Origin of the sequence: Bacillus sp. JJ1122 (genome assembly GCF_036964885.1) — a bacterium.
In the GTDB taxonomy this organism is placed as follows: domain Bacteria; phylum Bacillota; class Bacilli; order Bacillales; family Cytobacillaceae; genus Mesobacillus.
The window spans coordinates 68,922-80,606 of the sequence record NZ_JBALQL010000019.1 but is presented as its reverse complement, the minus strand read 5'-3'; the positions used below and the strand labels follow the sequence as shown (position 1 = coordinate 80,606).

Here is an 11,685-nt window from a genome sequence, read left to right as displayed (position 1 = left end):
GAGCTGGACATTTCTCAAATTGAATTTTATAATTTCTTATCTCATAACCAAAAGCCCCTTTCAATGAAAGGGGTATTTTAGTGCAAAAAAAAAGCACTACCGCTGAGTTAAATAGACTCGCTGTAGTACTTTCCTTTTCCAGTAAGTTCAGCATATGTCTGGCTGACCAATACAGGATTCACTCTTTTTTTATAAATTGGGCCGGTTCTGGCATAGTTATATTCCGGCGCAGCCTTTTGCATGCGCGCTACTGGCTGTTGTTCCATTTCTTTTTTCATAGGTGTCCTGGCAATAAGCTCATCCTGCCCTTTTTGCACAGGATCTTCTTTGCGGATTCTTGATACTTTTCCAATTTGGAATGGGTCGTAATCCAGCCCTACTTCTCGTTCTGCATATTGTATATATTGATAATTCGTTACCGGAAGAATATATCCCATTATGATTTCCCCCAAGCAATTATTTTTTGATAGATGATATTTACTCTCACTATATCTTTCTAAAGATTTTCCCTTTTTCTGTCCGTAGTAAACCTGCATTTTTAACTTTTGGTAAAATCATAAGCAGCAGAGCAGGCAAACAAGTTCTTTCATCTGATTTTCATATAGTGCAAATCAAAATTCTAAGCGAAAACAGCCTTTTGTTAAAAATCTTATTCTGTTATGATAAAGATTGTGCTATTTTTGGACGGAAATGAGGATTAAACATGAAGACGGCTATATACAACCAACAGATCATCAGCCTTGAACAGTATAATCGTGAAGATTACCAGAAGCTCTTTGATGACGGAAAAAAAGGTATGCTAACTTGTTCTGTATGTGGGGATTCTGTCCGCCTTTATTTAGGGATTCAGGACAAGCCTCATTTCTATCATCATCTTTCAAAGAAGGCAGCCTGCAAGGACTTAGTCATCCAATTCCCACTACCGACGAATGCAACGGAAAAAATCGAATACATCGAAAAGAATGGATTTCGCATCCCTAAATCAAGATCGATTACAGCAGAAGCAGATAAAGATAAAGATCAACATTTTATCGCTCCTCGGGAAATTAAGATTCCATCACCTTTCACACCCATTCCTCCAGCTGAGCCTGGAGCCACTCTAAATTATTTAAAACAATTGAAGGAAGCTGGTACTCAATTTGATGGAAACCAGGAACAGGCAATTATCCATACAGAGGGACCATTACTGATACTGGCCGGTGCAGGAAGCGGCAAGACAAGGGTGCTGACAGCAAGGACAGCATTCATGCTTGAAGAAAAACAAATTGCCCCGGGCTCGATAATGCTTGTGACGTTCACAGCCAAGGCAGCTTCTGAAATGAAAAAACGAATCACTCTGTATCCCGGCATGTCACCTGGAAGGGTCAATCAGCTCGTTGCCGGTACATTCCATAGTATTTTCTACAGGATCCTTTGCTTCCATGAACGTGAAAAATGGTCCTCTGACAAACTGATAAAAAAGGATTGGCAGCGGGAACAAATTTTAAAAGAGGCAGGCAGGAAGCTTCAACTCGATGAGAAAGAATTTGCATATGACCTCGCCATCCAGCAAATCGGACTGTGGAAAAATACGATGCTCACACCAGATCAGGTTAAGCCTGAATCACCCTGGGAAGAAAAAGTCGCACTCTTATACAAAGACTATGAATATGTGAAAGAAAAACAGCATATGTTCGATTTTGATGACATGCTGTTAGGATGTTATCAACTTTTCAAGAAGAATCCTGATATACTAGAAAACTATCAAAGTCGTTTCCAGTATTTTTTGATTGATGAATTCCAGGATATTAATAAGGTTCAGTATGAATTGGTAAAAATGCTTTCTAGCAAAACAGGCAATGTCTGTGCAGTTGGAGATGATGACCAATCTATATATTCTTTTCGCGGCAGTGATCCGGCCTATTTGTTCACGTTCAGGGATGACTTTAAAAATACAAAATTAATTATCCTGAATCAAAATTATCGCTCTCCGCATGAAATCGTTGAGACAGCAAATACAGTCATCTCGGCAAACTTCACTCGCCATGATAAAGAGATGAAGGCTCAGTTTTCAGGTGAATGCCCGCCCGTACTCTTCCATCCATACGACGAGGAGGAAGAGGCGACTATGATCCTCACCGATATCCAGGAGCGGATTGAAAAAGGTGCACGCCCAAGCGACTTTGCTATCCTGTTCCGAACAAATGCCAGCAGCAGAGCTGTATTTGAAAGGCTGGCCAATTCGAGTCTGCCATTTCGAGTAGATCAGGATATTGAATCCTTTTATGAACGATTCATGGTAAAAGGTATGCTTTCTTTTTTAAGATTGAGCTTGAACACTGATGATTCAGAAGCAGTTAAGAATATTCTTCCATCCCTCTTCTTGAAGCAATCCATTTTCCGGGATCTTCAGGCAAACAGCATCCTTAATGATTGTTCGATGCTTGAGGCACTCGCACATGTAAAAACAGGATTTGCATTTCAGGAGCAAAAACTCAAGAAGCTTATACCGATAGTCCGCTCCCTCTCGTCCTTACCTCCTGTAACAGCTATAGATATCGTTGAGAAGGACCTGGGGTATCAGGATTTTATTAAAAAGCGCGGAAACGAAGGCAATCAGCTTGAAAAGGGATCGGATGACATCCGCGATATGAAAGTGGCAGCCCGCCATTTTAAAACAGTCGCTGAGTTTATTGAGCATGCAGACCATATGACAGCTATGAATGCAGAGATAAAACGAAGCAGTAAAAACATCACAGACGCTGTTACCCTTAGTACAATCCACCGGTCAAAGGGTTTGGAATATGAGAATGTCTATATTATTGGCACAGTGGACGGGAGCATTCCGCATGAGTATGCTTTGGATTCCTATCGTAATGGAGATCCACAGCCACTTGAAGAAGAGAGACGCCTGCTTTATGTAGCAGTAACTCGTGCACAAAGAAACCTATTTATCTCTGTTCCGCAAAGAAGACGGGGACGAAAGGCCAATCCTTCTCGATTCCTTTCAAATTTAAAAAGAAAAATGCCAAATCAGGACCTGGGAGTTTAATCCTCAGGTCCTGATTTGGCATTTAGAATTATTTTTTGTTGATCATTTTGGAAATTTGCCCGAAATCAAGCTGCTTTCCATCTTTAACGATTGATTCAACAATTTTGTCTTCCATTTCCTGATTAACCGGCTTATTCGCAATTTGGGATACACGGCGGATCACGCCTCTTACCGTTTTCTCATCTTTAAAATTCGCATTTTGCAATGAATTCGCAAGCTCAAATACATCCTTCATATTGACGCCTGTCTTTTTTTCTATGTTCTTGAAGAAATTATTATCCATATCAAAATCACGCCTCCTTCATTAGCCTACTCTATACTATGAAGGAATCAGAAAATGGTGAAAAAGCGGAGAAGAGTATTACAAAGAGAATCTTCACGAATGTTTATTATGAAGGATTTTAAAGAAAGGCTGTTTTCAGAACGATTATTGCTATTGTTCTTTAAGTCTTCTCAAAGCTTTCGCGTTTATAAAAACGAATTGAATGATACTCGGAGGGGCTTCTACGATACATTCTTTTTTCAATATTTGTTCTTCGAATAACCAAGGGGCCTTATTAGTGATCCATTTTTTGTTCTTTCAGGCAACTGAGAAGCCTTATTGGCATCTGTTTTTTCCATTTATTAGTTCATTCAGGTAACCAAGAATCCTTATTGGCGTCTGTTTTTTCCATTTATTAGTTTTTTTGAGTAACTAAGAGGCCTTATTGGTGTCCACTTTTTCCATATTTTAGTTATTCCGAGGAACCAAGAGGCGTTATTGGTGTTCGCTTTTTCCATCTTTTAGTTCTTTTGAGTAACCAAGAGGCCTTATGGTCTCCACTTTTATGTTGTTTCAGGGAACAAAGAGTATAGTTCAAAAAGAGGCTAGAGAAAAGAGCCGTTCTTGTTTAAACGGCTCCCTCCGATTTTTCCATTAGTTATAGAAGCTTGCTCCTACAATAATTAACAAAATGAACAAAACGACGATCAATATAAAGGTAGAACCGTTATAGCCACCGCCATATCCATAACCATAACCGCCGCCCCAGCCGCAACCGTAGCCCATTTCTCTTCACCTCACTTGTTATTGACTCATTATCAATATATGTGAGTATCCCATTTCTGTGTGGGCGAGCTATTAATTTGACTGTATACGGATTTATTAAACACGATTGGAGGCGGAAAAATGGATTTAGCCTTTTGGCTTAAAAATTAATGCGCCAATAAATCCAAATATGACGGCTGCAGATATTCCAGAGCTGGTTATTTCAAACATGCCAGTCAATACACCAACCAAGCCATGCTGCTCCGCTTCTTGAAGTGCTCCATGTACGAGCGCATTTCCAAAGCTTGTGATTGGAATGGTAGCCCCTGCTCCTGCGAAATCAATCAATGGTTCGTACAAGCCGAACCCGTCCATTACCGCTCCGATGACGACTAACAGACTCATTGTATGCCCAGGAGTCAGTTTAGCAACATCAAACAACAGCTGGCCAAAAACACAAATAAGTCCTCCAATAACAAATGCCCAGAAAAACATTGCTAGCAAGGCGATTCCTCCTTTTCTAATTCATTTCGATTGACACTGCATGGGCAATACACGGAATACTTTCCTTTTGCTGAAAGGATAATGGCGATAATAAAGCTCCTGTCGCACAAACAAGGATTTTTCTGTAAACACCCTTTTGCATCTGATTCAGCAAGTGACCATACAAGACAGAAGCTGAACAGCCAGCACCGCTGCCTCCGGATTGGACTGGCTGATCGTCGTTATAGATCAACAGGCCGCAATCCTGGAATTGTTCTCTTGCTATGTTTAATCCAGCTTGCTGCAATAACTCAAAAGTCGTTTCCTGACCGATGCGTCCCAGGTCTCCAGTGACAATTAAATCGTAATGACTTGGTTCAAGATTGAGGTCCTTGAAATGATTGATGAGTGTATCTGCTGCGGCCGGGGCCATTGCCCCACCCATATTAAAGGGATCGCTAAGTCCCATATCAACGACCTTTCCAATCGTCGCAGAAGTTGTTACAAGTTTGCCATTTTTATCTGGATTGTCTGTCAAAACAGCAGCACCCGCACCGGTTACCGTCCATTGAGCAGTTGGAGGCTTTTGACCTCCATATTCGGTTGGGTAACGGAATTGCTTCTCGACTGCTGAATTGTGGCTGGATGCACCAGTAATCGTCTTTTTTGCTCCCTGGTAATTTACGATAAACGAAGCAAGTGCCAAACCCTCCATAGAGGTAGAGCAAGCTCCAAAAAGTCCGAAATACGGTATTTGCATCGTCCTGGCAGCAAAACTTGACGGAGTGATCTGATTAATTAAATCGCCAGCAAGCATGAAATGCAGATCTTCTTTGGTTAAATTCGCTTTCTGAAGGGCTGCATTGATTGCTTCTTCAAGCAAATGCCTATGTGCCTTTTCATAAGAGTCCTGTCCCATCCATAGGTCATCATGCAGAATATCAAAATCAGCTGCAAGCTTTCCTTCTGCTTCAAAAGGGCCTCCCGAAGCGGCCCATGATTCGATGACAGGCCGATTAGCAAACTGCCATGATTGCCTTCCAATCAACATTTACAACACCCCCATCATCGTCAGCAGCGTTTTCACAAGCGCGACAATAAATGCAGAAAAAACTCCAAAGAGGATAACTGTTCCTGCCAGTTTGAACATATTTCCTCCAACACCAAGGACAAATCCCTCTGTCCGATGTTCGATCGCGGCAGAAATGACTGAGTTCCCAAATCCTGTTACTGGAACAGCACTGCCTGCTCCAGCAAATTGACCGATATGATCATATACACCCAGTCCTGTCAGAATCATTGAAAAGAAAATCATCGTGGCGACAGTTGGGTTCCCTGCTGTTTGTTCAGTAAAGTTAAAGAAATAAATATAAAAATAGGTGACAGCTTGGCCAATCAAGCAGATTGTACCCCCGACAAAAAAAGCTTTAATACAGTTTTTCACGACAGGCCGCTTTAGTTCGTGCTTTTGTTCAAGCTGCTGGTATTGTTGCTGCTGAGGTGTCAGCTTTTGCTTTTTTTTATCCCCCATCTAGCCCATCCTTCCTTAAGTCATTTCTTTTTTCAATGATATAATCCGTTGCAGCTGTTTTTCTGCCTTTTCGTCTGGATATGACGGATCCTTCATCTTCTCACTCAATTCAACCGCTTCAATGAAAATTTTGAAGTCGCTTGAAACAATGAAGTCTTCATCTGGATAGTTTTCTTCCAGCTTTTTATTGATTGCTTTTTCGATGCGTTTCATGCCAAAACGTTTCATGTGCTTGACCTTGTATGCAACCAATGTATCCTCTTTCCCTTTGATGACGGCAACATCATAAATCTCATCAAGTGATTGGATATCCTTTTTAACCCTTTCAGCGAGCTTTTCATTCTTCTCATCCAGATCATTCGTCGCTTCTGCATCTGGATTTACTGATTGGATCATCGATGTCCTGCTTTTGTGAGAAGTATCCCCGAGGGAACACCCAGCAGTGATGCTCGCAAGCAACATGTATACTATGATAGCTTTTCCTGCCTGATATATTTTCATTTTGATCCCTTCCTATACAGCATCTTATTGGTTAAAATTATTTTCCGCGTTCAAATGAAAATTTATGAAATTTTTGTTGAGGGGATTATTTCCATGTAATGTAAATGATTATCATGAGGTGTATAAACGACCAAATATGTCTGTGGATTGAAAATGAGGTGTGTGAAAGACCAAATATGTCTGTGGATTGAAAACACGCTTTATTGATCTATCTTGTCGGATCAGAAGTTATCATCGTCAAAAAAAAGCCTGCCAATTGATGGCAGACTCTATTTCAACTTATGCTTGATTTCTCCTCTTTCCGCACCCGCAGCCGCCTTTCTTGCGACGGCGATTATTCACGGTACGGTTAGTATCGTTATTATTTGCAACTGGCTGGCTATCTGTACTTTTCCGTTTTTTATTCATCTTTACAACCCCTTTGTTGAAAGAGTCCATATTTCATTTTATGAAATTTGTCCTTAAATGTTCTGGACGGACTCACCAATTTACTCATCTTTAACAAGCCATTGCTGGATAATGGATGCTATTCCGGCTATGGCTAGGATTGAGATTAGGGGCATCGTTAAGTGAGGATAAAATTCGTAAGCGGCATAAATGATTGCCGTACACCAGAATCCCGTACACCAGTGGCAGCTCAGTAACTCCCCAATCCAGTATTTTATTCCAGATCCTTTTATTTCTATATATGTTTCCGTTTCTCCATTTTCCAGTTGTTCAACTACAGTGTCATGAAAAGGAGCTCTGAGAAATTCAGTGATTGTATCGTAGACAACCAGCCTGGTCAATCGAAAGCTGGCAAAGACCAAAAGGCATAAATCGAGCCAACTGTCCATGCTTTCTCACCACCTAATGCTATAGAATCATTTCAGCATATGCACTGCAAATGCCTATGTATAGGCACAAGCCTGTACGCTCATGTCATCATTTTTTGTACTTAAAATAGACAAACACCCACACCATTAGACGGGCGTTTCATATTCTATTAAGGACAATAGGTCATATCAACTAAAAGGAGATGAACTTGTTATGGGTTGCAAAGGTAAAAACCATGTAAGCGACAGCTGCGTATGTGAAGTACTAAGAGCGGTAGCAGATGCTCAGGATGAAGTAGATGTTGACAACGAGTGTGATGTCAGCTGCAATAAATCCATTAGAGAGTTATTGGCAGGTGCTCAATCGCCAACAAACGGTTTAGATACTATTCCTCTAATTCTATACTGCGGTGATTGCGTACCATTCGAAGGATTCGGAGCCCGGATCAGGCCTAACGGCGGGGGACCACAAAGACTTGATTGCTTCAGATCATTTTTCTTCCGTGTAACATCTGTAGATGACAACTGCTGCGCGAAGATCGAGTTGCTTGTTACACGTGGCGACGAAGGAGAAGGATTCGATAATCCATGCGATCAAATTCAGACTGGTGGAGCAAGAAACGAATTTTTCAGAACTGGAATCTGTTTAACAGTCGACCTAGATTGCTTCTGTGCAGTAACTTGCTTAGACCCAGTAGCAGCAATGCCACTTTCAAACCTTCCAGGAGAATCTTAATTCAATACAGGAAGGAAATCGGCTTACCTTTATGGTAAGCCTTTTTTTATAATCCAACCCTTTTTATATCCATTAAATCTTCTTCAAGGATACTCACACTCTTCTTCCTCGGACTCAAGGAATGTATCATCAGTACTCCGTTTTTCATAGCTAAGAAAAATCCTTTGTACGAAGTTTCTTTGGTTATAAACTCATATTTGACTTTTGCAATCGATGCAGGAACTCTCATTAGATGTTTTATTTTTTCATCCAGAGTTAATTCATTGAATTGCCCTTTATTATTTTCTTGAAGAGGTTCATTTTCAGTAATATCATCATTTTGTGCATCTGCACTTAACGTAATTTCTTGCGGTATATCATTTTGATTTTCTATTGTCGGATTTTCCATCTCTACAATACCTGCATTTTGGATTTCGGAATCATCTTCTTTTAATAAGTAACTTTTTTGCATTTTCGGTTCAGGCATATTTATATCAGGCTGGTTGATATAAAACATTGGGATTGGCTTTCGATCGCGTTTTTTTCTCATTTTAGGCGGCACCTCCAAAAACTTACCTCTCCCTATATTTATGCATCTGCCCATTATCTGTGCTTAATCGCAATCAATCAGTGCCGCACAGGAGAAATCCACTTGAAAGCCAGTTTTCTATTGAAAGAATTGATTATTTTTAGTAAAACAACACCTAAACGACGTATTCCAATAAAAAAAATCACAAAAAACCTGCAGCAATCTGCAGGTTCCTCTATGAATCATCCTGTTATTAAAGAATATGGAATCCAGAGTCAACGTGGATATTTTCACCTGTGATGCCGCGTGACAAATCGCTGAATAAGAATAGTGCAGTATCGCCAACTTCCTCAGGAGTTGTATTTCTGCGCAAAGGTGCTTTTTCTTCAATTTGGTTTAAGATTGAATTAAAGTCGCTGACTCCTTTTGCTGATAGTGTACGGATAGGGCCCGCAGAAATTGAATTCACACGGATATTGTTCTTTCCTAAATCAGCTGCAAGATAACGGACACTTGCATCAAGTGAAGCCTTAGCAACACCCATAACATTGTAGTTCGGGATCGCGCGTTCTCCACCTAGGTAAGTAAGCGTCACGATACTCCCGCCTTCTGCCATTAATTCTTTTGCTTCCTTGGCCACAGCTGTAAGGGAATATGCACTAATGTTGTGTGCAAGCAAGAAACCATCACGTGTTACATTCATATAGTCCCCTTGCAGTTCTTCCTTATTGGCAAAAGCGATACAGTGGGCAACACCAGAAATTGAACCCGTTGCCTCTTTAATTTCACTGAAGCACTTTGCAACATCCTCATCGCTCGTGACGTCACATGGCAAAACTAAATAATTTTTGTCGAGAGATTCTGCAAGTTCACGAACACTTTTCTCAAGACGTTCCCCAGCATAGGTGAAAATTAAATTTGCTCCAGCGTTGTGAAGTGATTGAGCAATACCCCATGCGATGCTGCGTTTATTGGCTACACCCATAACTACATATGTTTTACCGTTCAATGAAAGAGTCATGATAAAAATATCCCCCTGTTAATACAAGTTATTAGTACCTAGTGCTAATATTACACTATATATTTTTATTTGAAAAGGAAAACCCGCTAAAAAGCGGGTTATGGTTTTTCGACCTCAGTTAGAATTATGCCCAGTTCTCTTGATGATAGCCTTGAGCTAGCAATTCTAGCACCAAAAACATAACTCAAGCTCTCTTTTTAGTTCATCCACATATTCCTTTGATCCTGTCACAATCAATCGGTCATTTAGTCTTAATTCTGTATCTCCATGAGGTACGATTGATTCATTCTCACGCAGTATCCGGACAAAAATGACATCGCCGGTAAACGGAAAGCGCCTTATACTCATGCCATCAAAGTGGTCATTAAGCATGCGGATTTCATGCAGAGAATTTTCCTGGTTCGTCAGGATGCTCATGACCCCAGGAGATTCAATCATCGCACGTAGCAGGGATTCTGTAGAACGCAGGACAGAGAAAACTTCGATTCCCTCTTCCTGGGCCTTCTCTGCCAGATCTGGGCTTTCAATCCTGGCGATGACACGGTCGATCCCTTTTTCCTTAGCGCTGACAGCTATCGTTGCATTCAAGTCTGCATCACCTGTCGAAATCACGGCGATATCAGCATCATAAACATTATTTTTCTCAAGTGTTTCAATTTCGTAATTATCGATCTCAATAATTTCAAATACAGTTTCAGCAAACTGTTTTTCCGCTTTTTCCTGTTTGATATGATACAAGACAGGTTCATACAAGGATGATTTTAAATCACGGGAAACAGGAAGTGTCATTTGGTTTGCACCGATGAAGGCAACTTTGACTTTTTTCTCCTCTCCAGTTGCCTGCGGAAAAAGTTTTTTAAACATGATTGGAGTCAATACACTTGAGATTACTGCTACAAGGATCAATGTCCCGCTCATTTGAGGTGTGATCATTTTCATTCTCTCACCGATCGTTGCGGCTGCAATGACCAATGACAAAGTGGATGTCAGCAGGAATCCTGATGCCAGTACAGTCTTGTTATCATACCATTTCTTCAAAAAATAAACTGGCAGCATTTTTGAAACAAACAGTGCTAACAACAGTAGTGGGATTAACATAAGAAGCTTCTTTTCGCTCAACATGGACCAAATATCAAGGCCAACCCCAACCATTACGAAGAAAATCGGTATCAAGAAACCATAGCCGAAGGAATCAAGTTTGTGCACCATTTCCTGGTCCGGAGCCAGCAATGACACAAGCACTCCAGCTAGGAATGCACCAAGGATATTTTCGGCACCAACCGTTTCAGAGATTGCCACGAGTAGAATAATTAAAGCAAATACGGCTCTGGTTCCAATTTGTGTGGTTCCTGTGGAAAGTGCGTTAATGAACGTGCGGTTCTTGAAGACCTTCCCGACGAAATATAGAGCAACTCCAGCAGCAAAAAGTATGAGCAGCAGCCACGTATTCCCAGCTCCGCCATCATAGATAGAGACAAAGACAGCAAGCAAAATCATGGTTGCCAGGTCAGCTATTACTGCAATCAGCAAGATGATCTGGCCAATGTTTGTCTTCATTAAATGCGCATCCTTCAATGTAGGCACGACAACTCCAAGTGAGATCGTGGAGATAATCAATGTCATTAAAAAGACGTTTTCAATGAAACCAGCGAGAACAAATAAATAAGATAGACCTAATGAAGCAATGAAAATGCCGACAAAGATAACGGCTGACACGACAAACGTATTTGGTTCTTTCTTGCCATTGTCCATTACCTTATTTTTCTTTCCGCCAGAAAACGCGGTGAAATCAATTTCCAATCCGCTCAGGAACATTAAAAATAGGAAGCCTAATGTTGACAGCGTACTAAGCCATGCATCCTCATGGACAATATTAAAGCCGCTTTTACCAATAATCAGCCCCATGATGATTTCAGCAACGACAACAGGAATAAAGCTTAATTTCAAACGGTGAAGCAATATTGGTGTAATAAATGCAACGATGATTACGATTACGAGAGAGGTAATCGAAGCATGCTGTTCCATCCACATC

The 11,685-nt window shown here is 40.8% G+C and carries 13 protein-coding genes; 2 read left to right on the top strand and 11 right to left on the bottom strand.

Translation table 11 applies throughout. The features are described from left to right. Positions 1-107: 107 nt before the first annotated feature. Positions 108-437: a hypothetical protein gene (locus tag V7201_RS11105; protein WP_335376796.1), complete on the bottom strand. Its 330-nt coding sequence runs from the start codon at positions 435-437 to the stop codon at positions 108-110. 266 nt (positions 438-703) lie between these two features. Between V7201_RS11105 and V7201_RS11100 the strand changes: the two genes are divergently transcribed. Next, positions 704-3,031, top strand: a complete 2,328-nt coding sequence (locus V7201_RS11100) for an ATP-dependent helicase (protein WP_335376795.1) — start codon at positions 704-706, stop codon at positions 3,029-3,031. Positions 3,032-3,059: 28 nt separating this feature from the next. On the opposite strand, the gene V7201_RS11095 is transcribed toward V7201_RS11100, so the two are convergent. From V7201_RS11095 to V7201_RS11065, 7 genes are all read right to left on the bottom strand, one after another. After that, complete coding sequence (locus V7201_RS11095; RefSeq protein ID WP_335376794.1) at positions 3,060-3,314, bottom strand: stage VI sporulation protein F; 255 nt, start codon at positions 3,312-3,314, stop codon at positions 3,060-3,062. 633 nt (positions 3,315-3,947) lie between these two features. Beyond that, entirely contained in the window at positions 3,948-4,079 is a 132-nt protein-coding gene (locus tag V7201_RS11090; protein ID WP_335376793.1) for a YjcZ family sporulation protein, read from the bottom strand. 126 nt (positions 4,080-4,205) lie between these two features. After that, entirely contained in the window at positions 4,206-4,562 is a 357-nt protein-coding gene (spoVAE, locus tag V7201_RS11085) for a stage V sporulation protein AE (RefSeq protein ID WP_335376792.1), read from the bottom strand. A 16-nt stretch (positions 4,563-4,578) separates the two neighbouring features. Further along, a complete protein-coding gene (spoVAD, locus tag V7201_RS11080; RefSeq protein WP_335376791.1) occupies positions 4,579-5,592 on the bottom strand; it encodes a stage V sporulation protein AD in 1,014 nt (337 codons plus the stop codon). Beyond that, the gene (gene spoVAC, locus V7201_RS11075; protein ID WP_207498840.1) at positions 5,593-6,072 is read right to left on the bottom strand and encodes a stage V sporulation protein AC; all 480 of its coding nucleotides are present in this window, start codon (positions 6,070-6,072) and stop codon (positions 5,593-5,595) included. Between the two features lie 15 nt (positions 6,073-6,087). Next, positions 6,088-6,573, bottom strand: a complete 486-nt coding sequence (locus V7201_RS11070) for a YhcN/YlaJ family sporulation lipoprotein (protein WP_335376790.1) — start codon at positions 6,571-6,573, stop codon at positions 6,088-6,090. A 488-nt stretch (positions 6,574-7,061) separates the two neighbouring features. After that, on the bottom strand, positions 7,062-7,409 hold the full coding sequence (locus V7201_RS11065; protein WP_335376789.1) for a DUF1360 domain-containing protein: 348 nt from the start codon (positions 7,407-7,409) through the stop codon (positions 7,062-7,064). A 193-nt stretch (positions 7,410-7,602) separates the two neighbouring features. Here V7201_RS11065 and V7201_RS11060 point away from each other — a divergent pair, with 193 nt between their 5' ends. Next, a complete protein-coding gene (locus V7201_RS11060) occupies positions 7,603-8,124 on the top strand; it encodes a CotY/CotZ family spore coat protein (RefSeq protein WP_335376788.1) in 522 nt (173 codons plus the stop codon). Positions 8,125-8,170: 46 nt separating this feature from the next. On the opposite strand, the gene V7201_RS11055 is transcribed toward V7201_RS11060, so the two are convergent. The 3 genes from V7201_RS11055 to V7201_RS11045 all read right to left on the bottom strand — a co-directional run bounded on the left by V7201_RS11055 (position 8,171) and on the right by V7201_RS11045 (position 11,678). Next, complete coding sequence (locus tag V7201_RS11055) at positions 8,171-8,653, bottom strand: CotO family spore coat protein (protein ID WP_335376787.1); 483 nt, start codon at positions 8,651-8,653, stop codon at positions 8,171-8,173. A gap of 232 nt (positions 8,654-8,885) precedes the next feature. Next, a complete protein-coding gene (fabI, locus tag V7201_RS11050; protein WP_335376786.1) occupies positions 8,886-9,653 on the bottom strand; it encodes an enoyl-ACP reductase FabI in 768 nt (255 codons plus the stop codon). Between the two features lie 165 nt (positions 9,654-9,818). Further along, positions 9,819-11,678: a monovalent cation:proton antiporter family protein gene (locus tag V7201_RS11045; protein ID WP_335376785.1), complete on the bottom strand. Its 1,860-nt coding sequence runs from the start codon at positions 11,676-11,678 to the stop codon at positions 9,819-9,821. Positions 11,679-11,685 lie beyond the last annotated feature (7 nt).

What these genes read in the sequence shown, in the direction of transcription:
- V7201_RS11055 (WP_335376787.1), bottom strand. Translation starts at nt 8,653, where the DNA reads ATGAGAAAAAAACGCGATCGAAAGCCAATCCCAATGTTTTATATCAAC.
- V7201_RS11060 (WP_335376788.1), top strand. Translation starts at nt 7,603, where the DNA reads ATGGGTTGCAAAGGTAAAAACCATGTAAGCGACAGCTGCGTATGTGAA.
- V7201_RS11045 (WP_335376785.1), bottom strand. Translation starts at nt 11,678, where the DNA reads ATGGAACAGCATGCTTCGATTACCTCTCTCGTAATCGTAATCATCGTT.
- spoVAC (WP_207498840.1), bottom strand. Translation starts at nt 6,072, where the DNA reads ATGGGGGATAAAAAAAAGCAAAAGCTGACACCTCAGCAGCAACAATAC.
- V7201_RS11105 (WP_335376796.1), bottom strand. Translation starts at nt 437, where the DNA reads ATGGGATATATTCTTCCGGTAACGAATTATCAATATATACAATATGCA.
- spoVAD (WP_335376791.1), bottom strand. Translation starts at nt 5,592, where the DNA reads ATGTTGATTGGAAGGCAATCATGGCAGTTTGCTAATCGGCCTGTCATC.
- V7201_RS11065 (WP_335376789.1), bottom strand. Translation starts at nt 7,409, where the DNA reads ATGGACAGTTGGCTCGATTTATGCCTTTTGGTCTTTGCCAGCTTTCGA.
- fabI (WP_335376786.1), bottom strand. Translation starts at nt 9,653, where the DNA reads ATGACTCTTTCATTGAACGGTAAAACATATGTAGTTATGGGTGTAGCC.
- V7201_RS11070 (WP_335376790.1), bottom strand. Translation starts at nt 6,573, where the DNA reads ATGAAAATATATCAGGCAGGAAAAGCTATCATAGTATACATGTTGCTT.
- V7201_RS11090 (WP_335376793.1), bottom strand. Translation starts at nt 4,079, where the DNA reads ATGGGCTACGGTTGCGGCTGGGGCGGCGGTTATGGTTATGGATATGGC.
- V7201_RS11095 (WP_335376794.1), bottom strand. Translation starts at nt 3,314, where the DNA reads ATGGATAATAATTTCTTCAAGAACATAGAAAAAAAGACAGGCGTCAAT.
- V7201_RS11100 (WP_335376795.1), top strand. Translation starts at nt 704, where the DNA reads ATGAAGACGGCTATATACAACCAACAGATCATCAGCCTTGAACAGTAT.